This is a genomic window from Ureibacillus suwonensis, from assembly GCF_042655065.1.
GTDB lineage: Bacteria > Bacillota > Bacilli > Bacillales_A > Planococcaceae > Ureibacillus > Ureibacillus suwonensis.
The window spans coordinates 1-23,346 of sequence record NZ_JBHSNQ010000058.1 but is presented as its reverse complement, the minus strand read 5'-3'; the positions used below and the strand labels follow the sequence as shown (position 1 = coordinate 23,346).

Genomic DNA, 23,346 nt, shown 5'->3' with positions numbered 1-23,346 from the left:
TATTTATTCACTCACTTTAATAATTTCGATTCTCTGAAACTCTAATTCACCATTTCGGATTTCTTGATAAATAGAATCAATATAGCTTTTTAAATTAAAGTTCCCTTCAATTTTTTTAGCCTTTTCAATAGCTGCAACTAAAATTCCTAAATCATCTTTTCCAGCGAAATAAAGGTCATCAATTTTGATGATGTAAGTGTTCATGCTGGGATCGCCACCTTGTTGAAATAATGCACGTTGTGTGGAACCTGATAATATAAGTCGCCAGGTGTGTTATATCTCGCTAACGCTGATTGCAACTCCGCTTCGCTGTAACAAATTGTTTTTGATCTAGATTTTTCGAAATGCCATACGATGATTGCGTATGGCTGTGTGTTAAAACCGATGCATGTTGGTTTCATTCCGTTCCCTCCAATACTTTGATTGCGTCTTGTATAGCATCGTATACTTCCTCACTTGTTCCAAATAACGTTGCTTTTTCATTGATGTTATTAATCGCTTCACGATAGCGTTCAATCTTTCTTTCTAGTTCCTGCACTCGTTCGGCTTGTTCTTTTAAATAGTTATAATCACCTTCACTTAGCGTATATACCTTGCCCCAATGTCCCTTTATTCCGTCAAGGTATTTGTAATAAACTTTATCCACTAACACCCTCTCTTCTATCTCTTCCAACCGTTCTTTACTCATCTGAATCAACCCTCCAATGCTTCTTTGGCTATTTGATGAATCTTGTCATATGTTGGGTTGAAGTCGCCTAGCCCGCGAGTAATGGCTTCGATTTCTTTGAGCGCCTTTTCAAATTTACTTTCGAATTCATGTTCGGAAACTGTTGCTTCCGAATGATCGCCTTGCGCTGCCCATTCTCTGTTTAATCGAGCAGCATAATCATAGGCCTCAAATTCATTTTCAATAACTTTCCATGATTTTGTTGTACCATCGCCACTATCAAATACAGTTACGACATACACTTTTGCCATTTCATTCACCCCTTAAAATCTCATCAAATTTTGATAGTCTTTGCTTCGCAATCTCCCGTCTGTAGCTAGTCGCTTTGTTTTCAATAGGCTGTGACATTTCGAGGATTCTGTCGTATGCACGCTTTCCAATTTTGTCGATTAAATCAGCAGTCCGAATATTTGAAGTTGCTAGAATTGGTTTCTGACGTCTGTAACGTCCGTCAATAATCGTGAATACCGTTTCTTGCACCCAATCCGATGTTTTTTCTGCTCCTAGATCATCGATAATTAACAAGTCACAAATGTTTAATGCTTTTAAAATCTGCTGTTCAGTTTCTTTGTTGTTATAGTTAAATGTCGCTTTGATTTTGTTCAACAGTTCAGGCATTGAAATGAATACAACTACTTTCCCATGTTTCGTCAAATGATTATGAACCGCTGCCGCTAAATGTGTTTTCCCGTTACCAGGCTCGCCCCATATCATGATTGAATCTGCTCCGTACTCTTCAAAATGTTCTGCATAGTGCTTGGCAATCTTATAAGCATTTTCCGCACCACTACGAATCTCGAAGTTTTCGAAACTAGCATTTAAGTATTTGTCTCCGATATTGCTAATCGAGAATAACTCACGAACTTCATTTTCTTCTTTGGCTCGTACCAGTCGATTAACTTCTTCCATTTTTGCTTGTTTCTCGCATTCGCAAATCGGTTGTACCCATCGTTTACGGCCGAGCACTTCGATTTCAATCGCTGGTATATCTTGTTTACAATAAGGACAGATTTTACTAGAGTGAGAAGTCGTCTTCTGCTGATCTACTAGAGTGTTCATGACTGCGTTGAGAACGCTCACTATTTACACCTCGTTTCTGTTTAAATTCCGCGTCGTCGCGTTCGACTTCGGCTAAATTAGTAATTCTTTTATGCTGCCAGTCTTTTAAGATAGTTTCGATATATCTTAGAGTTGCCCGATTTGATAGAACTGCCCGTCTAATAGCTTCTAAGATTAAGTCGTGAGGATAATCTTTAATCCAGTATTCAATCGTTTCTATTTCGATTGGTGACAGGTTATAGCGAATGTTTTCTTGGACTGCTTGGAATATTTCTTGGCTGCGATCAGCAGTATTAGTAGTAGAATTATTAAATGTATTATTAATAAATGTAATATTCTCTTTAACCTTTTCTTCCATAGGGGTATTGAACTTTTCTTCCATAGGCTCTTGAACTTTTGTTCCATAGGTATGGAACTTTTCTTCCATAGGTTGTGGTACAACAATTGTTAAATACCGACCTTCAATTTCTTTTGTGCCCTCTTTGTATTTCACTTTTGATGCGATATAGCCGTACTCAATAAGTTGATTAATCCATTTAGATACGGATTTTTTGCTTACTTCATATAATTCTGCAAAATAAGAATTCGTTGCCCAACAGTAACCCTTTTCGTGACAAAGTGCTGTGATTTCTCCGTATAGCAATTTGGCATTTGGTGTTAACCTTTTGTCATACCTCACATTAGCTGGGATAATGGCGTAATAACTTCGATGCATTTGCCCGCCCTCCTTTATGATTGAGGGGATTTCTCCCCTCGTAGATTAGTAGAATGGTAACTCTGAATCATTCACTTCTGGAATTTCTTCAAATATTGGCGCTACTTCTTCCTGCACTTCTTTTTGTTCCTGTTGATGTGCTTGCTGTTGTAAATGCTGTTGCGCTTTTCGTATTTTTTGTTGCTCTACAGCATCAAACATTGTTTGTATAGCTTTTTTAATAACTGGATCTGTACGCTCTTGATTAAGCAACCATTCTAGGTAATCATGTTGTGCTTTATAAATTTCTTTTAATGTTTTCCCTTTGTATTTTCCGAATGTGAGTTTGATTTTTGCTGCATCTTCAGGCGTCATTGTTTCAATCTGCTCAGTTTGGATATACTCTTGCATATCCTCGATATCTTGAGTGAATACATCAGATAAGCTGGCTACGGTTAAAGTTGCGTCAATTTGAGCTCGTTTTTTCGCCATTTTTAAACAAGTGTTTGCTAACGTATACGGATCTTGATTGATATACTTTTTCTCTTTTGTGTTGCAGTGACCGACACCTTCAGTAATTTTGATGCCGTTTTTGTATAATTCACATCGAACAGTAAAAGCAAAGAAACCTTTTTCATAATCTTGAACGCGTTCTGTAACTTCGTACTCGCTTGTTAAACCCATTAACATTAAGATTTTCTCTGCCCCAGGTTTTAATAAAGTAGGTTTATTTGTTCCAGGAATAATTCCATAGTCATGATCTGCTTTTAATGTATTTTGAACGACCATTTGAAATTGATTGATTTTTGATAAAGTACCTTGAATTGCGTTTAAATCCATAGAATCGATAATTGAAAGAGAATCGACTTGGTTTTGCACTTTTAAAGCTGTTTCGGCCATTATTAAACCCTCCTTAAAGAATTTGTAATGATTCTTTTTCCACAAGTTTCGCTCCAGGAACTTCTGTTTCTTTCAAACGTTTGGCCAATTCGCTTTTGCTAATTGTTTTTGTGATTTTCACAAATTCTTCTGGAATTAAATCCTCGTTTTCTACTTCCACAGAAGTAGATTTGCGGAGTGATATTGTAAATTTCGATGTTTTTACACGTTTTTCACCTGTAAGCAACAAAGTATCTTGCATCGCTTCTTTCATGCGTTCAACGCCATTCTCAAGCGATTTACGACGGTCAGCTAAACGTTTTTCTTCCGCTTTTAAACCGGCAATATCGGATTCAAGATTTTTCACAACCATCGCATAACCTTCTAATTTTTCGCTAATTTCTCCGTTCACCGAATCGATAGCAAATTTCAATTCTTCTTCCGTGTATTCACCTGATTCAATTAAAAACTGAATGTTACGGTACATTTCGTTTAATTCGTATAATGTAGCCATCTAAGCCCTCCTATGCTATAATTTCAGTAACCAAATTTTTTTGAAACGTAGACCACTTGTATGGTGGTCTTTTTAAATTTCTTCGAGGGATCCGTCATCCATGAGATACTCCCACAAACAACTCGGACTGCAAAACAGTTCATCATCGAATGTTGCGGCGCCATCTCCTGGATAGATAATCTCATGACACGTTTTACATTTTCCGATCGGGCTAGCTACATCTTCCGGATAAACTCCGCCGAGGACCATTGGATTTTCAACATCGACTGGTCTCATACTGTCACCTCCTTTCTGGTGATAGAATCACCAATCTACCTACAACGTCTTGGCCGCTGGGGCTACAGAGTAGCTGCCGCTCGTCCGAATGGAGTCTTGGCGAAGCTGGGCTCGGTTGTAGATAGATTGCTAATCCCATCCGGCAGCCCACAAGCATCCGTCTTTTAGGAGGATTCGGCTAACCAACCGCTTGTGAACTGCTGGATAGGAGCGAGTTAGACTCGCAACCCATCATCATTTGTGTTATAATTGAATTAGTGTATATTAGTCTGCCGTTAACCATTTTGGTTAGCGGTTTTTTAATGAGTGTGAATATATAAGAAAACCGTTGAGATAATTCCGAATAATAACGGTCCAAAGAACCAAATGAAATCTGATATGGTACCTTGTCCTTCGAAAAAGTAATCATTGAGCCACTTCATCTGATCACCTCGCTTGATAGCAACAACTTTTGAATTAATGTCAACTTACGCCATTTAAACTTTCGCACCTTTTGACCACCTCGCATAAAATTCCTCGATTTGATAAATCATGTATTGTTAAGTAAAATCTGCGTTGGTTTTCGAGCTTTTGAATCCGTTCAATTGAACGAATCAAATCAATAGTTCTTGCCATAGCCAAATCTAATCGCCCATCTTGTGTATGCATGCCGATCATTTCTAAAAGATCATCAATGCACGCTTTCTCTTTCGCGATTTCCAAACTAATCATTCTTAAATCCATTTCAATAAAACACCTCCGATATTGATAAATGCTGCCGGCACCGTCTGCAATAGATTAAACGCGTTGATAATTACGTCCGGACCGAATGTCATCAAAGCCGCTTGCGCATCACATCCAGTCGCCCGAATCCAGTCAAAGAATGTGCGAATATCGATGATGTGTCGGCCGGACTCAATTTTGCTAATCGTCGATTGTGTCATGTTGAGTTTGTCCGCTATTTCTTCCTGCGTTAATTTTGCTTTTTTGCGGAATTGTTTGAGTATCTTGTGATACTCTGTTGCGATTTGCACGATATTCACCCCCCTTGGAATATTCCGATTCGGAATATTCAGTTTCAGAATTTATTCATTATTTGAATTTCTATCTAAGCAAAATGAGATTAATATATAGATAGAGGTTCTGCCCGACCTCTAACTAGTTTTTTGCCCTCGTATCAGTCTGAGCCATTCAGCTTGACTGATGTAAATGCCTAATCGCTCGTTCATATATTCAATGTTCTTGTCTGCCCACTCGAACACTTTATCTCTTGGATAACGAGCTTGGACTGCTTTATCTCGTGGAAACCCATCCATGCGTATAATTTTTTCCACTTGTGGCAGTGAGCAGTTAAAGAATTTGGCTAAATCGGACTTTCTCATTCGTTCAGGATATTCGAATTTTGATTTCATATATTCACGGCCATCTTCAACACCCTGGAGATAAGCTTTCTCGATAACTGCTGTGAGTCTTTTCTCGAAAAGTTCGTATTCTTGTGATTGAATATCCTCGAGCAATCGGCTTAGGTTCATTTGCTAGCCCTCCTTTTGTTCAAAAGGCTGTTGCCCGACAGCCTTTTATATTACTTTTTTGTTTGATAAAAATTTGTTAATGAAATAGATTTGACCGCGCCCAGTTCACCTCCTATGCGGTTTTGTTTTTCATGCCATTTTCACAACAAAATGTTGTGTTATTATCTAAAAAAAGTTCTGATGGTTCAGCATCAAATAATTGAGCTATAGCTAAAGCTATATGAAGCGAAGGAGTTCTTACACCTTGTTCAATCATCCCATAATAACTTTCACTAATATTGATGTTGAATCTTTCTGAAAGTTGTTTCACCACATCTTTTTTGGAGCCAACCATTATTTTTACGGCATTCAATTAATTTCGTTCGTCTCATCTATTCACCCCCAACTTTTTGTTGTTTTTATATTACACAACATTTTGTTGTCTGTCAACTTAAAAATAAGATTTTTAGTTGTGTTTTTATATATTATTTTCAATAACCCAACATACAGTTGTATAATGTTATTAAAACAATGGCAGAAAGGGGTGCGAATAATGTCCACTATCCCCGAACGGCTTAAATCGCTACGTAAAGAAGCTAAATTAACACAAGCTGATGTTGCAAAATTTTTAAATATAAGTGAGAGTGCGTATGGCTATTACGAACAAGGTAGAAACGAAATTTCTATAAGCAATTTAAAAAAATTAGCAAAGAAATATGATGTTAGTATTGACTACATAACGTGCGAAACTGATATCAGGAAACCTTATTCGGACAAAGCCGAAAAAGACATCGCTAAACGAATACAAAAATTCCGAGAAGAAATTGAAAATTCGGATGGATTAGCATTCAATGGAGAGCCGCTTTCAGAAGAAGCAAAAGAATCACTTATTGAATCGATGGAGTATATTTTTCGGCAGACGCAGAAAATTAATAAGAAGTATATTCCTAAGAAGTTTAGGAATGAAGAATAATACATTGGGGATGATTTGATGGATAAAAAGTATGAAGAAAGATATAAAAGAATGAAAGAAGAACTTGATAAAGCGAAAAAATCACATGAAAATGGCATTCTAATGTCATATAAAGTAAGACACATGAAAGATGGTAGGGTTTGTAGTAAATGCGAAAAATTTGATGGATACACAACAAGTGTTATAGAGGCTGTAATAGGCGTTAATCACCCGCCTTTTCACGAAGGGTGTCGTTGTTTAGCTATTTATTCGATAACTGAAATAAAAAAATAAACTATGTCTTGTTTTTTACTATAAAATGTGGTGATTGAATGTGGTTGAAAAACGAAGTTGTAAAACTAATTAAAAAACATAATACATCTGACCCATTTGAAATTGCAGCTCAGAAAAACATCCATGTCATCAAATGGGATTTACACGAACAAATCAACGGTTATTATAAATACGATCGTCGAAATCGATACATAGTAATTAATTGCAACTTAGACGACGATTTTCAACGTGTAGTATGTGCCCATGAACTTGGGCACGCAATATTGCATACCAGGGTTAACACGCCGTTTATGCAGAAAAATACTCTATTATCAGTTAATAAGATTGAGAGAGAAGCCAACAGATTTGCTGCTGAATTATTAATACCGGATGATTGTTTTATAGAATACAATAACATCTTTGACATCGCTTCTGCATATCAAGTGCCAGTTGAACTGGTCGAATTGAAATGTAAGAAGTATTTTTAATACACACAAAAACGAACATATATTCTGAAAGGATGGTTAACGTGAGTTATGTTCGAAAACTTAAAGAAAAAAATAAATATCAATTAGTAGCTGATTTAGGTTATAGAGGTAAAAGGCGTTTAAGAAAAACTAGGATTATCACAGCAAAAAGTGAAAAAGAAGCTGAACGCCAATTAATTTTATTTGAAGCCGAATTAAAACAAAAAGAGGAATTGTATTTTGGAGAAACCGCAAACATTACATTAAATGAACTTTACCCAAGATGGAAGGAACATTATGCTAAACAACATTACAGCCCAAGAACTTTTGTTGACAATTGCACTCATTTAGAAAAGCGAATATTACCCGTTTTCGGGGATATGAAATTAAGGGATATAAAAAAAGTGGATATAGCTTTTTTTATTAGTGATTTGCAAAGGAAAAACAAACGACTTGATGGGTTAGATGGGAATCTTGCCCCTTCAACTATTAGAAATATTTACAAAGCATTCGCAAGTATTATGAGGGCTGCGGTAGAATGGGAATTAATAGATGAATCGCCATGCAAAAACATCAAGTTACCAAAATTGAAATACGAAGAAGGAAAGGCATATAACGAAAATGAGGTTGCCCGGTTATTTGAACGATTAAGGAAAAGGGAAAGTCCTGAAAAATGCTTAATTGTCGAATTAGCAATTGTCAGTGGCGCAAGACAAGGCGAAATTGCTGCGCTTGAGGAAAAACATTTAAACGCCGAGAATAGCAGCATTTTGATTGAACAAGCACTGGTTATAGCTAAAAAAGAGGAATTTGAACAAGCGAAAGACGGACTGATTTTAAAAGAAACCAAAGGTAAAAGAAAACGTGTTGTGACAATTCCAAAGAACGTAATGGATGAATTAATTCGGTGGGTAACCATGAAAAAACAACATTTAGCCCAATTAGGTAATGAAAGAAAATGGAAAGAACATACATTTCTATTTTCTGATGAAAACGGGAAGCCGTATCGACCGGACTCCATTAGTCAATGGTGGGAGCGGTTTATGGATCGCAATCCGGATTTACCTCGTATTCGATTCCATGACTTACGACACACATCAGCAACTTTATTAATTCATGCCGGGGAACACCCAAAAGTTATACAGTCTCGATTAGGACACGCAAATATAAGTACTACTTTGAATGTTTATGGACATCTATTAAAAGAAACGGATCAACGAGCAAGTTCACATTTTGAAAAATTTTTCATCGGAAATGAAGAAAAAGAGTGATTTGGGCTATTTTTGGGCTAAATATTTTTTGATACATGTCGATGAATAAAAATTAAAAACCTTACAACCGTTGTGGCTGTAAGGCTTTTGTGNTGTATAAGTTTCTGACATTGGGCTCGAGCCGGGCCCGCGGAAAGCGTCCCCGGAACGGAAATCAATTTTCTTCAATTATCAAAAAAACACCATTTTCTCCCGGGAGAAAATGGTGTTTTTTATCTTTTATCCCAGCCTCTTTTTTGTGAATTCAATTCCCCCGACCGGAGCTTGAGGGGACTCAGTCGAAGATTCCTGATCGTGAAGTATGCCCATTATGTTTATTTTTTTGTCATATTTTTTTCGTAGGGGATTGTCGGCGTTTGTCGAATATAAAAAATTGGAGGTGTTGGATATGGCAAATTGGGAATACAAAGTGGAAACCCGTCCTATGAGCTTGGAGGGAGAAAGCAATGTTGAAACCATGCTAAATGAATATGGAGGTGAAGGTTGGGAATTGGTCAACATCGTCCCAGAATATACCAACACGACAAATGACCAAAATCAAGTGGACAGCATTTATGTAGATTACTACACTTTTGTCTTTAAGCGTCAGAAATAATCAAGGAATGATTTCGGGGAAAAATGTTGAAGTTTCACTATGGGTACAGCAAAAAGCCTTACAACCGTTGTGGTTGTAGGGCTTTTTCTAGCGTTCCGGGAGAAAACTGAGCTTTGGCACTTGATCATACCGCACTAATCATATAATGATTTTGACGACCCGGCCAATAAAATAAAACACACATTCCTCTCGGTTACTTCAATGGAGCAGGCCACATTTATTAAATGGAGGACAAATAAAAAAACAGAAAAATCCAAATGAAATTCTAATGTTTTTTGCAATGGATATTTTTCATTTTGACTAATATATTTGTCAAAACGACAAATATCATTTACAATTGATTCGAGGTGATAAAATGAAAACCCGTCTCAAAGAATTACGGGCAAGAGATGGCCTCACTCAAACGGAGTTAGCGAAAAGGGCCAGAATCTCCAGACAAACAGTAAGTTTAATCGAAAGAAATGAATATATGCCTTCATTATTGATTGCTGTCAGAATTGCAAAGGTATTTAATGAACCAATTGAAAATGTATTTATTTTTAGTGAGGAGGAACTGTCATGAAATTATTGATTCTGTATATTGCGATTTTTTATATGGAATATATGAGTTGTTGTCCGGATTAAAGATGCAATCATTTGAGGGAAATATATTAATCGTTTCCAACTTGGCTGTGATCTTCTGTTTAATATTGGCACGTTTGAATATATGGAAAGCGGAACAAGGGAGCTTGATGGAAGTCAGCATGGAAGAGGAAGATAGTCATCAAGTGTCATTGGAAAGGAAAGCTTATACTGCTGCAACTTATATTCAAATAGCAATGTCCATTTCCTTTACGGCTCTTCTGATAGGATTTTTACTATTAAGAGATTCTCAACCAGTAATTGTGTTCGCAAGCGCTATACTGATGGTTGTTTCAATTGCGAGCTTTATTCCAAGTGAAAAGATTGTGAAAATTACAAATCCCAATTTTATGTTTCCCGATCCTCAATCAAAAAATTATCATGAAGAATATTTTGAACAATTTGATGATGGTGAAAAATATGTCATGTTAAAAGGTTTATTTCATCTATACCAATTGGTCATTTGGGGTCTTGTGATTTTAGCATTTGGTCTCATGTTTTATTCTGTGTTTACAGGTAACTCACAGCTAGTCGGTATCATTGGTATTGGTGCATTATTAATGCTAATTCAAGTGAGCTATACAATCAGTTTAAAACCGGGTAAGTTGAAATAGGATCTCCTTCTGCTTTTATTAAGTAGTTAGAAGCTATTATTTGTGTAATATATGTGTAATAAATTTTTTCAACAGGACATTTTGAAAAAGAAAAAGCTTGCAAACATTGATAAATCAACATCTGCAAGCTTTTTTCTAGCGTCCCAGGAGGGATTCGAACCCCCGACCGACGGCTTAGAAGGCTGTTAAAAAATTTTTATACATTTATATGAATTAATAAACCCTTATTAAATCGATTTTTTCATTAAATTTTTTCATTCATAGACGAGAACGCTTGTTTCTATTTACTCAATTTTATATAATTTTGGGCAAACTTTGGGCTAAAAATGGTTTTATTAATTATTTCAAATTATCAATGGCATATTGAGCTTCTTCCGGAGTGAATTTTTCGCCATATTCAGAAACTAACTGATCATAGATAGCCTGATTTGACATATTCATTGTTTCTGCATAATCTTGTGCTTTTTTCAATGCATTTGCTTTCCAATCCCAATCGAGATTGTCGACTNGTAGCGTCCCAGGAGGGATTCGAACCCCCGACCGACGGCTTAGAAGGCCGTTGCTCTATCCAGCTGAGCTACTGAGACATATTTCGTTTTCCAAAGGACAATATTTATTATATTAGTGTAGTGTGAAAATGTCAACGGATTTTTTTATTTTTTCCCTGATTTTCACACTACATTTTTCTCCAATTATTCCAATTGAAATTCCTGTTGAAAAATTTCTTCGCCTTGATCTGTATAAGCGGTGACTCTCCAAACATTCTCCTTGCAATCAATCACCGCGTAACTCTTTTTATCCATTCCCCGCGGCTTCAACAAACTGCCCGGGTTTACAAACAAGGCATTGTCTATCAACTCTGCCCCCAGCACGTGTGAATGGCCAAAAAAAACCGCATCGGCTTCCACTTCTTTTGCGCGATAAAACAAATTCATCACGGTGGACTTCACATTGAATAAATGGCCGTGAGTCACAAAAATCTTTTTCCCTTCCACTTCAAACAGCTCTTCATCCGGGAAGCGTTTGTCCCGGTCGCAATTTCCGCGAACCCGTTTGATCCCTTCCAAATACGGATGATCGTAATCCAGTTCGCTGTCTCCGCAATGAATGACCACATCCACCTCAGGATGGCGGCTTTTTACCGTTTGAATAATTTCTGCATCTCCGTGGGTATCGCTCATTACTAATATTTTCATCGGATTCACCCTTATTGGTTGCTTTTCACGAAAAAATCCTCTAACTACATAAAATATTAATAAATTTTTCTATAAATGTAAAAGGTTCATTCAAAATTTCTTAGCCGTTCTGATTGAAATTTATGCAAATGCCTGAAGAAATATACATCGTCTTGTCCCAAACAAAAAAGAGGCCGCTTGTGCCCCTTTTCTTACGCTTTTTTCACAAATTCGGATTTCAGTTTCATGGCGCCAAAGCCGTCAATTTTGCAGTCGATGTTATGGTCGCCTTCCACCAATCGGATGTTTTTCACCTTTGTCCCGATTTTTAATGTGGATGAACTCCCCTTTACCTTCAAATCTTTAATGATGGTCACCGTATCGCCATCCTGCAAGATATTGCCGTAAGCATCTTTTACGATCAGTCCATCTTCTTCTGTTTGTTCATCCCCGCTCCATTCATGGGCGCATTCAGGACAAATAAACAAATTTCCATCTTCATAGGTATATTCCGAATTGCATTTTGGACAGTTTGGTATCATTTCCTTTTCCTCCATTTTCACAGCATTACCAATAATATAATAAATCCTTATGGAGAATTCAATTGTTTATAAAAATTACCAAACTGTCTGCTTCTTATTTCAATACATTCGGCAATTCCTCTGTCAGCTTTCGAATGGCATTTCCGCGGTGGGAAATGGCCCCTTTCTGTTCCGGAGTCAGTTCCGCCATGGTTTTGCCGAGTTCCGGTACGTAAAAGATCGGATCATAGCCAAAACCGTTTGAACCACGTTTTTCGTGCAAGATTGTCCCTTCACAAGTGCCACGGAAAGTTTTGGTTTTGATATCCGGTCCGCTGATGGCGATGACACAGACGAAGCGGGCGGTGCGTTTTTCATCGGGCACTCCCTCCAAGTTCACGAGCACTTTTTGAATATTCGCTTCATCGTCATGATCCCCCGCGTAACGGGCGGAATACACCCCTGGTTCGCCTCCCAGGGCGTCTACCTCCAATCCGCTATCATCCGCTATCACAAGTTTTCCAAGGGCTTTTGAGAGCGTTTCCGCCTTCAATACCGCGTTTTCCTCAAAGGTTGTTCCCGTCTCTTCTATTTCCATGTCGTTTGCGATATCCAACATGGTGATGACCTCGTAATTCAGCGGTTTGAAAATGGCTTCAAAATCTTTGGCTTTTCCTTTGTTTTTTGTTGCAATCACTACTTGTTTCATTCTTCCGACTCCTCTGTTTGAATGAGCTTCGCATCTTCGCCAAGAACCGATTTTTGTATTTCAATCAATTCGCGAATCCCTTTATCCCCCAAATCAAGCAATGCATTCAATTCATCGCGGGAAAAAGTCGCTTCCTCCCCGGTACCCTGAATTTCAACAAACCGGCCGCTTCCTGTCATGACAAGATTCATATCCACCATTGCTTCAAAATCTTCCGCATAATTCAAATCCAACACAGGACCGATGGATTCGATGAAACCTACACTTGTCGCAGCCAAGAAATCTGTCACAGGGAACTTTTCAAATGGGGTTTCTTTATGAAGTTTTGCAATGGCCTGTGTCAAGGCAACAAATGCACCTGTAATGGAAGCCGTACGCGTTCCTCCATCCGCTTGAATGACATCGCAGTCTATCCAAATCGTTTTTTCCCCCAATGCTTCCAAATCGACCACTGCCCGCAGTGCCCGTCCAATTAAACGCTGGATTTCCATCGTACGGCCGCCGATTTTCCCCCGGGATGCTTCACGGACTGTCCGCTCTTGTGTGGCTCTTGGCAGCATGGAATATTCTGCAGTGATCCAGCCTTTCCCTTGTCCACGAAGAAAACTTGGCACCTTGTCTTCCAATGTGGCTGTGCAAATCACTTTTGTATTTCCAACTTGAATCATTACTGAACCTTCAGGATGCATCAAATAATCCGTTTCTATAGAGACTGGTCTTAATTCGTTTACTTCTCTTCCATCTACTCTCATGCACTTTCCTCCTAAAAATAATCGCCCATATATTAACATACTTTTCCTTTAGAAAAAAGTCATTGCACATTTTTAAAACTTTTCAGGCATACACTCATTATAGCTTGTAGCACTGCCCTACAAGTAAAAAAGCTCGAAATGTACCTTTCGAGCTTTCTTCATGTCTCATGCAATTCGGTACAACCGATACTATTGCCGCATCTGTACCGAATCGCATGAGACTCAAAGTGATTGGATAAAATATCGCTTTTATTTTAAATGTATTTTTCGGATATCCAGATGTTCCATTTCCAGCCAATTTTCAGCGATGGAACGGAAAATGGGCACAGAGCCGGTCACATAGAAAATATGATGCGGTTTGCTTTTTTCTGTTCGAAACAAATGTTGATAGTTCAAAAGTTCCTTTACTTCTTTTGCCGTTTCTTCCGCTGAAGATAAAACGGTCACATTGGGTCCCACTACCTTTTCGATATGATGTTGGATCATCGGATAGTGGGTACAACCTAAAATGACTGTATCAAAACTTTTATTTTCAAGCGGCTTTAATCCATTGGCTACAAGGTCGAATGCAAACTGTCCTTCATATTCTCCGCTTTCCACAAGCGGCACAAATGTCGGACACGCAAGAGGAATGATTTTCGCCTTTGTGTTTAATGAAAGAAGTGCACGTTCATATGCACCGCTTTTTATGGTTCCTTCCGTTGCAAGTACGACAATTTCATTGCGCCGTGTTTTTTTCACCGCTGCCCGGGCTCCTGCATTGATGACGCCCACTACCGGAATCGAAAGCTGTTCCCTTAACGCGTCCAATGCAACCGCTGTTGCCGTATTACATGCGACGACGAGCATTTTAATATGTTTCTTTTCCAATGCTCTTGCCAATTGCAGCGTAAATTTGAGAACCTCTTCCTTTCTTCGTGGGCCATAAGGGCACCTTGCAGTATCTCCAATATAATAGATTGTTTCATTAGGTAAAGCTTTGATGATCTGTTTTGCAACCGTTAAGCCGCCAACTCCTGAATCAATAACGCCTATCGGGGCATTCACTTGTTACCGCCTCTATCCTATTTCATTTGTATGTCAATTCATATCTATTCTATTTTGGATTAATTCTTTACTTCGTTCAACGATTCTTTATTATATACAAAGAAATAGGAGGAGACAATCTTTTCAACTGAATGCCATGATCATCAATGCTAATTTGCCCGAAACATGCACAGCTTAAACATAAAAAAGAATGTGGATGCAAAAACGGCTGTTATTTTGAAAAGGAATACAGATATGATGAACTGAATCGCAAAATTTTTTTAGTGCAATGATAATTCGTCTAGCCTTAACAACTCGATCAGTGCCTGTGACCTGCTGGAAACTCCCAGCTTTTGGATTGTGTTCGAAATATGATTTCTCACTGTTTTTTCACTGATACCCAATTTCTGGGATATTTCTTTTGTGGAATAATCCAAAATTAATAATTGGAATATTTCCCGCTCTCTTTTCGTTAGTAGCGAACGATGCTGCGGGCTACTCATAAGGCAACACCCTCCTATCTCCTCTCTATGTAAAGTATGTCAGGAGGGGTAATGCTGTGAGGGCATTTTCACTATTTCCCAATTAATATTGCCTTTTGTTCCTCAGTCCATGGGGCAGGTCTTCCTGTTTCCTTATTGATTTGCACCAAAGCCCCTCTTCCCGTTAATACAATTTCATCTTTTTCATTTTTTACCATATAATGAAGATCTATGGATGAATTCCCCACACGTGCTGTTTTCACATAAACCCTCAATTTCTCTTCGTAATAGACCTGCTTCAAATAATCGCATTGCAAATCCGCTGCAACGGGGATCAATTGTTCATCTTGCGAACCCCAATTGCTTTTGATGTTCAGCCATTTGAAATACTCAATGCGGGCATGTTCAAAATAAGAAAAAGGCACCACATTGTTCAAATGGCCATACATGTCTACATCACCAAACCGGACTATTTCTTCAGTGTAAAATTTAAATTCTTTCTCCCATTGTTGTAAATCGTCAATATAAGCTTCTTTCATATTCCCATCCCCTTATTTTATTCATATAACAATTATGATTATACAATAGTTGTTTGAACATCGAAATGAATGAAAATGTCGAACCGTGTTGAAAGGGGTGGGGAAAAGTAGGGGGGAATTCGATATTGCAGCCCCTCTGCAATCAAATCGCTTACTATAGTATGCAAACTCTTTAAAATTGGTCATCCATTTTTCAAAAAAAACAGCCAATCCGAAATCGAATTGGCTGCGTTTTTTTGTATTAGTCTACCATGTGGTCGGAACCGAAGAATTTGCGGAACATGTGAACAGTTGTCGCTCTGTTTAGAGAAGCAATGGATGTTGTTAAAGGAATACCTTTAGGACATGCAGCAACACAGTTTTGAGAGTTACCGCAGTTTGCTAGTCCACCTTCACCCATGATTGCATCCAAACGTTCGTCTTTGTTCATCGCACCTGTTGGATGTGTGTTGAACAGACGCACTTGAGAAAGCGGAGCCGGACCAATGAAGCTGGATTTCTCGGAAACATTTGGACAAGCTTCGAAACAAACACCGCAAGTCATGCATTTTGATAATTCATATGCCCATTGACGTTTACGTTCAGGCATACGTGGACCTTCACCCAAGTCGTAAGATCCGTCAATTGGAATCCACGCTTTAACTTTTTTCAACGCATTGAACATACGGCTACGGTCAACTTGCAAGTCACGCACAACTGGGAAAGTTTTCATTGGTTCAAGGCGAATTGGTTGTTCAAGTTGATCGACCAACGCAGAGCAGGATTGACGTGGACGACCATTAATCACCATCGAACATGCACCACAAACTTCTTCGAGGCAGTTCATATCCCAAGTAACTGGTGTTGTTTGTTTTCCATCAGCAGTTACTGGATTTTGACGAATATACATTAATGCCGAAATCACGTTCATGCCTGGGCGATATGGTACATCAAATTCTTCCCAGCGGCTCGCACCATTTGGATTATCTTGACGTAAAATTTTAAATCTTACTTTTTTTCCACTTTCCACTTGTTGTGTACTCATGATTAATTATCCCCTTTCGAAGAGTAGTCACGTTTACGAGGTGGAATTAATGATACGTCCACATCTTGATAAGTAATGATTGGCTCTCCAGTAGATGGATCGAATTTCGCCATTGTTGTTTTCAAGAAGTTTTCATCGTCACGTTCTGGGAATTCCGGTTTATAGTGCGCACCGCGTGATTCGTTACGCAATAAAGCACCTTTTGTGATTACTCGTGCAAGATACAACATGTTTTTCAATTGACGAGTGAAGTGTGCGCCTTGGTTGCTCCACTTTTGAGTGTCGTGGATGTTGATATTTTCCCAACGTTCCAACATATCACCAAGTGTGTCATATGTTTTTTGTAGGCGGTCATTATAACGTACAACTGTTACGTTGTCTGTCATCAATTCGCCTAGTTCTTTATGAAGCAAGTATGCGTTTTCATTTCCTTTATCCATATTTAGGATGTTATCCCATTTTTGCTGCTCTTGTTTTTCATATTGATCATATAGAGATTGTGGCAGATCGTCCGCATGTCTTCTCAAGCCTTCCATGTATTTAACTGCGTTAGGTCCGGCAACCATACCGCCGTAAATCGCAGAAAGCAAGGAGTTCGCGCCTAAACGGTTTGCACCGTGTTGACTGTAGTCACATTCTCCGGCAGCAAATAGACCAGGAATTTCAGTCATTTGATCGTAGTCAACCCATAATCCACCCATTGAGTAGTGAACTGCAGGGAAGATTTTCATTGGTACTTTACGTGGGTCGTCACCAACGAATTTTTCGTAAATTTCAATGATACCGCCGAGTTTAACGTCAAGTTCATGCGGATCTTTGTGAGACAAGTCAAGGTATACGATGTTTTCACCATTGATACCTAATTTTTGGTTTACGCAAACATCGAAAATTTCACGAGTTGCGATGTCACGAGGTACTAAGTTACCATATTTAGGATATTTTTCCTCTAAGAAGTACCAAGGTTTACCATCTTTATATGTCCAGATACGTCCACCTTCACCGCGGGCAGATTCACTCATTAGACGGTTTTTGTCGTCACCAGGAATCGCAGTTGGGTGAATTTGGATGAACTCACCGTTCGCATATGATGCACCTTGTTGATATACGATAGACGCTGCTGAACCAGTGTTGATGACAGAGTTTGTTGATTTACCGAAGATGATACCAGGACCACCTGTTGCCATAACTACTGCATCAGAGCGGAATGATTTGATTTCGGAAGTTTTCAAATCTTGCGCTACGATACCACGGCAAACTCCTTCATCGTCAAGAACGATACCAAGGAATTCCCAGTGTTCATATTTTGTTACTAAACCTTCCACTTCGTAGCGGCGAACTTGTTCATCAAGAGCGTAAAGCAATTGTTGACCTGTTGTTGCACCTGCGAATGCAGTACGGTGATGCAATGTACCACCGAAACGACGGAAGTCAAGTAAACCTTCAGGAGTACGGTTGAACATAACTCCCATACGGTCGAACATGTGAATGATACCAGGTGCTGCTTCACACATCGCTTTAACTGGTGGTTGGTTTGCTAAGAAGTCCCCACCGTAAATTGTATCGTCAAAGTGGATCCATGGAGAATCCCCTTCACCTTTTGTATTTACTGCACCATTAATTCCGCCTTGCGCACATACTGAGTGTGAACGTTTAACAGGAACTAATGAGAATAATTCTACTTCAGTACCCAATTCGGCTGCTTTCATCGTTGCCATTAGACCAGCCAAGCCGCCTCCAACAACGATTAATTTCTTTTTAGCCATGATCTTTTCTCACTCCTCTTTTCTGTTTGGATGTTCTATTTAGTGATTAAGCGAATGCTAGAATTGCAGATACACCGATAATGCTGATGATTACAAAGAATATCATAGATAGCCATGAGAATACTTTTTGGGAATGTGGTGATTGTGTAATACCCCAGCTTACACAGAATGCCCATAAACCATTAGATAAGTGCAATGTAGCTGCAAGGATACCCACAATGTAGAATCCTAACATCCAAGGATTTGCAACGATTTCTTCCATCATATTGAAGTTTACTTCTGCACCTAAAGCTTTTTGGATGCGTGTTTGGAAAATGTGCCAAGCAATGAAGATTACTAGGAACACGCCAGTAATTCGTTGCAATAAGAACATCCAGTTACGGAATGTACTGAAGCGCTTGTTGTTTGGTGTTGCTGTAAAGGCAATGTAGATTCCATATAAACCATGGAATAAGATTGGAATGTAGATCACAATCCATTCAATTACGATTAGCAAAGGAATTTTGTCCATTCCTGCTACAAAATTGTTGTAAGCTTCTTCTCCTCTTGTTGCTGTAAAGTTTGCTAATAAGTGGAAAATTAAGAAGAGCCCTACAGGTATAACACCAAGTAATGAATGTAGTCGGCGCCAGTAAAATTCATTTTTTGCCAAGACTGATACCCCCTTAAATGATAAAAATAAGTAGTCAATAAGTCGTCACAAATTGTAAACGCTTTATGCATTGACTGTATTACTCATAATGGTACAATATTATGACAAGTTCATTGTACCCCCATGAACTATTACCGTCAAGGTTCGTTGCGAATATTTATCTAAGTAAAAATTTTTCAAAATTTTCTATAAAATTGACTGTTTTTCTCTAAAGTGACATTTTTCTCTATTTTTCGATATTTCAATAATCTCACAAAAAAAGAAAAAAATGTGTAGAAAGAGGTTCTTGGTATATGACAGCAACTAGAGACACATTCCCTTATTTCGGTTACGAACTGATCAGGGATTATTTATTGCCATCCATCCTGGGAAAACATGAAAAAGATATTCTTTATTGGGCAGGCAAAGATTTGGCCCGCAAATTCCCGTGCACCGATATCCCTTTGATCATTTCCTTCTTTAAAGATGCGGGATGGGGCGACCTCACCCTTGAAAAAGAAACGAAAGACGGATTCGTTTTCCGCTTAACGAATGATCCGGAGCAGTTAAAGATCAAAGAGCGGAATTTCCGCTTGGAAGCCGGCTTTATCGCTGAACAGATCCAAAATTTCAAAGGCTTTTTGACGGAATGCTTTGAAGAAAAAAAGGAAAACCAGCATCAAGTTTTCTTTACTGTAAAAATGGATTTGAAAGAAAAAACGAAAGAGTGAGGGGCAATTTCGCCCCCCTTTTTTATTTCACACCAATTCCTCGGCAAGGCCGAACTCTTCATGCAATGCGTTGGCGGCGCGGATCATATCATCCTGAGGCACAACAACGGAAACTTTGATCTCGGAAGTGGAAACCATTTTCACAGGTATATTTTCTTTGCATAAACGGGCAAACATTCTTGCAGCCACCCCTGGATTGGAAACCATGCCCGAACCGACGATGGACACTTTTGCCAAACCGACTTCGAAATCCGCAAATTGGAAGCCGAGTTCTTCTTTATGATCTTCAAGAACTTTCACCGCATTCGCCAAATCTTCTTTTGCAATTGAAAAAGAGATTGTCGGCTTCACTTCGCTCATAACGGACTGAACGATTATGTCCACATTCACATGATGTTTCGCCAGTGTATTGAACAAATTCGCAAGGGAAGATTTTTCCAAAGATTCATAGCCGACTGTAAAACGGATGATGTCAGTCTCATATGCAACGCCACGAACGATTAAATTTTTCTCCATTTCGATCTCTCCCTTAATCAATGTACCTCGGACATTTTTTGTACTCGAGCGGACAACGATTGGTATCTCAAATTTTTTTGCCAACTCCACTGCTCTCGGGTGAACGACTTTGGAACCCAAATAAGACAGTTCCAACATCTCATCATATGTGATGTCTTTCAGTTTGCGTGCCCGCTGAATGGTGCTTGGATCTCCTGTATACACTCCGTCAAGTTCCGTATAAATTTCAACCCGATCTGCACCGATGCTTTTTGCCACCGCTACCGCAGTTGTATCTGATCCTCCATCGCCAAGCAAGGTGATGTCATTTTCCTCATCGACCCCTTGTCCACCTGCTACAACCACAATTTCACCTTTTTTGAACCGTTCGATGATGACATCCCCGTTAAGTTCTTCGATTCGGGCATGTCCTGCCGTTTTTTTCGTTGTTCGCACCCCAAGTTGCCAACCATTGAGGGAATGGGCTCTAAACCCCCTTTTTTGAATGGCGATGGACAACAAGCTGGCGGCGATTTGGGCATTTGTGGAATGGATGGCATCCAATTCCCTTTCCGTTGGGGAATCGGATAATGAAAAGGCGATTTTTTCCAAACTGCCGTTGATCAATTCCGTTGAAGGGACCACCGCCACCACATTGCGGCCAAATTTTTTTTCTTCAATCAGCCTTTTTGCTGTTTCTCCAATTTGTTCAGGCGTAGACAAATTCTTTTCATTCAATTTCACTACAATGTTAATCATCGCTACACTCCCCTTAATTTCACTAGCCAAGCGAAGTTCCAATGTTTCTATGACGAAAGAAAAAAGCAACTCTTCACAAGGGTGGTGAAAAGCTGCCTCAATTCCCCTTTTTGAGATAGCTCCTCAGAACCATCAGGATTCTGACTGTCTAATATTGCTTTGATAAAAACAGATTCAACCCGAACGTACAATTCCATAGCACCTCGGAAATCCCGCTTCTCCTGCCGGTTGCCCATGAAGCTCCCATTACTATCTGAACATTTCAACTTTTCAAACTTACAATATCATACAGTTATTGCTTTGACAATGTGTCTCCATGGAAATGTTGATAGATGGATTCCGCAACCGCTTTGGGCATCTTTGCTTCCATCAATTCTTCAACAGATGCTTCTTTGATTTTTTTCACGGAGCCGAAATGATGCAATAATTGCTTTTTCCGCTTTGGACCCACGCCTTCGATTTCGTCGAGAACCGAGCGGAAAGCGTTCGTTTGATGCTGCTGTCTTAAAAACGTGATGGCGAAGCGGTGGACTTCATCCTGTATGCGCTGAAGCAAGTAAAAGGCGTCGCTCGTTTTTTTCAAAGGAATGGAAACGGGCGGATCCCCGAATAAGAGTTCTGAAGTGCGATGCTTATCATCCTTTGCAAGACCGGCGATGGGAATGGACAAACCCAGTTCATCTTCCAACACTTCCCGGGCCACTTCCATCTGCCCTTTTCCACCGTCGATGATGATCAGATCCGGAAGCGGCAAATGATCCCTCAATACACGGGTGTAACGCCTGCGGATGACTTCCTGCATTGCGCCATAGTCGTCATGTTTTGCAGCTTCCCTCAATTTATATTTGCGGTATTCTTTCTTTGCCGGCTTTCCATCAATAAATACGACCATTGCGCTGACCGGATCCGCACCATGCAGATGACTGTTGTCAAAAGCTTCGATGCGATATGGGGTTGCAATATTGAGCGCTTCGCCCAATTGTTGGCAGGCGCCGATGGTACGTTCTTCCTGCCGCTCGATCAATTGGAATTTTTCCTGGATGGCAAGTGTCGCGTTCTTGTTTGCCAGCTCCACCAACTCTTTTTTTTGGCCCCGTTTTGGCACTATGACTTTCACATGTAATAATTCTTCCAAAATCGCTTTATCAATATGATCCGGTATTAAAATTTCCTTCGGCTTGATGTGTTCCGTATCATAAAAACGGCCGACATAGGTTAAAAATTCCTCTTCCGGATCCCGGTATATCGGGAATAGCGATACATCCCGCTCAATCAGCTTGCCTTGGCGGACGAAAAAGACTTGCACGCACATCCAGCCTTTATCGACGGCATAACCAAATACGTCGCGGTTGGTTTGATCGCCTGACACAATTTTCTGTTTTTCCATGACCGCTTCGATATTTTGGATTTGGTCCCGATATTCTTTCGCCCGTTCAAATTCAAGCTTTTCCGCAGCCTCCACCATCTTTTTCTCCAATTCTTTTTTCACTTCTTCATGGCCGCCATTCAAAAATCGCACAATTTCATTGGTCATCTCTTCATAAATTTTCGGATCAATCTCTTTTACACATGGAGCCAAACATTGTCCCATATGATAATACAAGCAAACCCGGTCCGGCATGCGGTTGCATTTTCTCAATGGATAGATGCGGTTGAGCAGTTTCTTTGTTTCATTTGCCGCAGATACATTCGGATATGGCCCAAAATATTTTGCTTTGTCTTTTTTGACTTTTCTCGTCGTAATGATTCGCGGATATTTTTCATTCGTAATTTTTATGTAAGGATAACTTTTATCATCCTTCAGCATCACGTTATATTTCGGGTCATATTGTTTGATCAAGTTGAGTTCCAATATCAAAGCCTCCAAATCACTGGAGGTCACGATATATTCAAAATCCTCTATTTCACTTACCAAAAGCTGCGTTTTTCCGTCGTGGGAGCCGGTAAAATAGGAACGGACCCTGTTTTTTAAAATTTTTGCTTTTCCTACATATATCACCGTTCCCTGCCTGTCTTTCATCAAATAGCATCCGGGCAGCTCCGGCAAAAGCGCCAGTTTATTTTGAATTGTTTCATTCATGAAGTATCACCCTGCATTTTATCAACCTGCTTACTAACTATATTATATGGATATATGTATGCAAAAAGCGAGAAGTTTTCTCTGCGGAAACTGTGAGTATAAAAAAAGAGGCTGGGACAAAAGATAAAAAACACCATTTTCTCCCGGGAGAAAATGGTGTTTTTTTGATAATTGAAGAAAATTGATTTCCGTTCCGGGGACGCTTTCCGCGGGCCCGGCTCGAGCCC

33 protein-coding genes, 1 tRNA gene and 1 pseudogene are annotated in these 23,346 nt (G+C 39.3%); 8 read left to right on the top strand and 27 right to left on the bottom strand.

Going from position 1 to position 23,346, the window contains the following annotated elements:
- Positions 1-3: 3 nt before the first annotated feature.
- From ACFPOH_RS07140 to ACFPOH_RS07080, 13 genes are all read right to left on the bottom strand, one after another.
- Complete coding sequence (locus ACFPOH_RS07140) at positions 4-204, bottom strand: hypothetical protein (RefSeq protein WP_390309219.1); 201 nt, start codon at positions 202-204, stop codon at positions 4-6.
- Positions 201-401, bottom strand: a complete 201-nt coding sequence (locus ACFPOH_RS07135) for a hypothetical protein (RefSeq protein WP_390309217.1) — start codon at positions 399-401, stop codon at positions 201-203. The genes ACFPOH_RS07140 and ACFPOH_RS07135 overlap by 4 nt, the downstream gene beginning before the upstream one ends.
- Positions 398-688, bottom strand: a complete 291-nt coding sequence (locus ACFPOH_RS07130) for a hypothetical protein (RefSeq protein ID WP_390309215.1) — start codon at positions 686-688, stop codon at positions 398-400. Before ACFPOH_RS07130 ends, ACFPOH_RS07135 begins: the two co-directional genes overlap by 4 nt.
- A gap of 5 nt (positions 689-693) precedes the next feature.
- Complete coding sequence (locus tag ACFPOH_RS07125) at positions 694-978, bottom strand: hypothetical protein (RefSeq protein ID WP_390309214.1); 285 nt, start codon at positions 976-978, stop codon at positions 694-696.
- A gap of 1 nt (position 979) precedes the next feature.
- Positions 980-1,807, bottom strand: coding sequence for an ATP-binding protein (locus tag ACFPOH_RS07120; RefSeq protein WP_390309212.1), 828 nt, complete (start codon positions 1,805-1,807; stop codon positions 980-982).
- Positions 1,743-2,501: a DnaD domain protein gene (locus ACFPOH_RS07115; protein ID WP_390309211.1), complete on the bottom strand. Its 759-nt coding sequence runs from the start codon at positions 2,499-2,501 to the stop codon at positions 1,743-1,745. The genes ACFPOH_RS07120 and ACFPOH_RS07115 overlap by 65 nt, the downstream gene beginning before the upstream one ends.
- Before the next feature lie 45 nt (positions 2,502-2,546).
- Complete coding sequence (locus tag ACFPOH_RS07110; protein ID WP_390309210.1) at positions 2,547-3,380, bottom strand: exodeoxyribonuclease X C-terminal domain-containing protein; 834 nt, start codon at positions 3,378-3,380, stop codon at positions 2,547-2,549.
- 13 nt (positions 3,381-3,393) lie between these two features.
- A complete protein-coding gene (locus ACFPOH_RS07105; RefSeq protein ID WP_390309209.1) occupies positions 3,394-3,873 on the bottom strand; it encodes a siphovirus Gp157 family protein in 480 nt (159 codons plus the stop codon).
- A gap of 72 nt (positions 3,874-3,945) precedes the next feature.
- Entirely contained in the window at positions 3,946-4,149 is a 204-nt protein-coding gene (locus ACFPOH_RS07100; protein WP_168412050.1) for a hypothetical protein, read from the bottom strand.
- 462 nt (positions 4,150-4,611) lie between these two features.
- Entirely contained in the window at positions 4,612-4,872 is a 261-nt protein-coding gene (locus ACFPOH_RS07095; protein ID WP_390309207.1) for a hypothetical protein, read from the bottom strand.
- Positions 4,863-5,162, bottom strand: a complete 300-nt coding sequence (locus ACFPOH_RS07090; RefSeq protein WP_390309206.1) for a helix-turn-helix domain-containing protein — start codon at positions 5,160-5,162, stop codon at positions 4,863-4,865. The genes ACFPOH_RS07095 and ACFPOH_RS07090 overlap by 10 nt, the downstream gene beginning before the upstream one ends.
- Before the next feature lie 120 nt (positions 5,163-5,282).
- The gene (locus ACFPOH_RS07085) at positions 5,283-5,660 is read right to left on the bottom strand and encodes a hypothetical protein (protein WP_168412053.1); all 378 of its coding nucleotides are present in this window, start codon (positions 5,658-5,660) and stop codon (positions 5,283-5,285) included.
- A 112-nt stretch (positions 5,661-5,772) separates the two neighbouring features.
- Complete coding sequence (locus ACFPOH_RS07080) at positions 5,773-6,012, bottom strand: helix-turn-helix transcriptional regulator (RefSeq protein WP_390309204.1); 240 nt, start codon at positions 6,010-6,012, stop codon at positions 5,773-5,775.
- A gap of 180 nt (positions 6,013-6,192) precedes the next feature.
- On the opposite strand from ACFPOH_RS07080, the gene ACFPOH_RS07075 reads away from it, so the two are divergent.
- The 7 genes from ACFPOH_RS07075 (at position 6,193) to ACFPOH_RS07045 (ending at position 10,432) form a co-directional block, all read left to right on the top strand.
- Complete coding sequence (locus ACFPOH_RS07075; protein WP_390309203.1) at positions 6,193-6,612, top strand: helix-turn-helix domain-containing protein; 420 nt, start codon at positions 6,193-6,195, stop codon at positions 6,610-6,612.
- 18 nt (positions 6,613-6,630) lie between these two features.
- Positions 6,631-6,885, top strand: a complete 255-nt coding sequence (locus tag ACFPOH_RS07070) for a minor capsid protein (protein WP_390309202.1) — start codon at positions 6,631-6,633, stop codon at positions 6,883-6,885.
- A gap of 38 nt (positions 6,886-6,923) precedes the next feature.
- Positions 6,924-7,352: an ImmA/IrrE family metallo-endopeptidase gene (locus tag ACFPOH_RS07065; RefSeq protein ID WP_390309200.1), complete on the top strand. Its 429-nt coding sequence runs from the start codon at positions 6,924-6,926 to the stop codon at positions 7,350-7,352.
- A 41-nt stretch (positions 7,353-7,393) separates the two neighbouring features.
- Entirely contained in the window at positions 7,394-8,602 is a 1,209-nt protein-coding gene (locus ACFPOH_RS07060; protein WP_390309198.1) for a site-specific integrase, read from the top strand.
- 388 nt (positions 8,603-8,990) lie between these two features.
- Entirely contained in the window at positions 8,991-9,197 is a 207-nt protein-coding gene (locus ACFPOH_RS07055) for a DUF4177 domain-containing protein (protein ID WP_342469016.1), read from the top strand.
- A 355-nt stretch (positions 9,198-9,552) separates the two neighbouring features.
- Positions 9,553-9,759: a helix-turn-helix transcriptional regulator gene (locus ACFPOH_RS07050; protein WP_342469015.1), complete on the top strand. Its 207-nt coding sequence runs from the start codon at positions 9,553-9,555 to the stop codon at positions 9,757-9,759.
- A complete protein-coding gene (locus tag ACFPOH_RS07045; protein ID WP_390309196.1) occupies positions 9,710-10,432 on the top strand; it encodes a DUF3169 family protein in 723 nt (240 codons plus the stop codon). The genes ACFPOH_RS07050 and ACFPOH_RS07045 overlap by 50 nt, the downstream gene beginning before the upstream one ends.
- A gap of 339 nt (positions 10,433-10,771) precedes the next feature.
- Here the strand turns inward: ACFPOH_RS07045 and ACFPOH_RS07040 are convergent.
- The 12 genes and pseudogenes from ACFPOH_RS07040 to ACFPOH_RS06985 all read right to left on the bottom strand — a co-directional run.
- Positions 10,772-10,939 (bottom strand): annotated as a pseudogene (locus tag ACFPOH_RS07040) (Ltp family lipoprotein); the annotation flags it as partial.
- 6 nt (positions 10,940-10,945) lie between these two features.
- Positions 10,946-11,019: transfer RNA gene (locus ACFPOH_RS07035), tRNA-Arg, on the bottom strand.
- 105 nt (positions 11,020-11,124) lie between these two features.
- Complete coding sequence (locus tag ACFPOH_RS07030) at positions 11,125-11,628, bottom strand: metallophosphoesterase (protein ID WP_390309195.1); 504 nt, start codon at positions 11,626-11,628, stop codon at positions 11,125-11,127.
- 191 nt (positions 11,629-11,819) lie between these two features.
- Positions 11,820-12,149 (bottom strand): zinc ribbon domain-containing protein YjdM, encoded by a 330-nt coding sequence (locus tag ACFPOH_RS07025; protein ID WP_342581616.1) that lies wholly within the window; start codon positions 12,147-12,149, stop codon positions 11,820-11,822.
- A 94-nt stretch (positions 12,150-12,243) separates the two neighbouring features.
- Positions 12,244-12,837, bottom strand: coding sequence for an XTP/dITP diphosphatase (locus ACFPOH_RS07020; RefSeq protein ID WP_390309194.1), 594 nt, complete (start codon positions 12,835-12,837; stop codon positions 12,244-12,246).
- Positions 12,834-13,589, bottom strand: coding sequence for a ribonuclease PH (gene rph / locus ACFPOH_RS07015; RefSeq protein ID WP_390309192.1), 756 nt, complete (start codon positions 13,587-13,589; stop codon positions 12,834-12,836). The genes ACFPOH_RS07020 and rph overlap by 4 nt, the downstream gene beginning before the upstream one ends.
- 249 nt (positions 13,590-13,838) lie before the next feature.
- A complete protein-coding gene (gene racE / locus ACFPOH_RS07010; RefSeq protein WP_342469009.1) occupies positions 13,839-14,636 on the bottom strand; it encodes a glutamate racemase in 798 nt (265 codons plus the stop codon).
- 260 nt (positions 14,637-14,896) lie between these two features.
- Positions 14,897-15,118, bottom strand: a complete 222-nt coding sequence (locus tag ACFPOH_RS07005; protein ID WP_016837203.1) for a helix-turn-helix domain-containing protein — start codon at positions 15,116-15,118, stop codon at positions 14,897-14,899.
- Positions 15,119-15,189: 71 nt separating this feature from the next.
- A complete protein-coding gene (locus ACFPOH_RS07000) occupies positions 15,190-15,636 on the bottom strand; it encodes an acyl-CoA thioesterase (RefSeq protein WP_342581619.1) in 447 nt (148 codons plus the stop codon).
- 241 nt (positions 15,637-15,877) lie between these two features.
- Positions 15,878-16,660, bottom strand: a complete 783-nt coding sequence (gene sdhB, locus ACFPOH_RS06995) for a succinate dehydrogenase iron-sulfur subunit (protein ID WP_342469007.1) — start codon at positions 16,658-16,660, stop codon at positions 15,878-15,880.
- Positions 16,661-16,662: 2 nt separating this feature from the next.
- A complete protein-coding gene (gene sdhA / locus ACFPOH_RS06990; protein WP_342469006.1) occupies positions 16,663-18,423 on the bottom strand; it encodes a succinate dehydrogenase flavoprotein subunit in 1,761 nt (586 codons plus the stop codon).
- 46 nt (positions 18,424-18,469) lie between these two features.
- Positions 18,470-19,075, bottom strand: coding sequence for a succinate dehydrogenase cytochrome b558 subunit (locus tag ACFPOH_RS06985; protein WP_390309191.1), 606 nt, complete (start codon positions 19,073-19,075; stop codon positions 18,470-18,472).
- A gap of 293 nt (positions 19,076-19,368) precedes the next feature.
- Here ACFPOH_RS06985 and ACFPOH_RS06980 point away from each other — a divergent pair, with 293 nt between their 5' ends.
- The gene (locus tag ACFPOH_RS06980; RefSeq protein WP_342469004.1) at positions 19,369-19,785 is read left to right on the top strand and encodes a YslB family protein; all 417 of its coding nucleotides are present in this window, start codon (positions 19,369-19,371) and stop codon (positions 19,783-19,785) included.
- Between the two features lie 27 nt (positions 19,786-19,812).
- Here ACFPOH_RS06980 and ACFPOH_RS06975 read toward each other — a convergent pair whose 3' ends face one another.
- Both ACFPOH_RS06975 and uvrC read right to left on the bottom strand, forming a co-directional pair.
- Positions 19,813-21,039 (bottom strand): aspartate kinase, encoded by a 1,227-nt coding sequence (locus ACFPOH_RS06975; protein WP_390309189.1) that lies wholly within the window; start codon positions 21,037-21,039, stop codon positions 19,813-19,815.
- Positions 21,040-21,331: 292 nt separating this feature from the next.
- Positions 21,332-23,119 carry an excinuclease ABC subunit UvrC gene (gene uvrC / locus ACFPOH_RS06970; protein WP_342469002.1) on the bottom strand — a complete coding sequence of 596 codons (1,788 nt, stop codon included), beginning with the start codon at positions 23,117-23,119 and terminating at the stop codon, positions 21,332-21,334.
- Positions 23,120-23,346 lie beyond the last annotated feature (227 nt).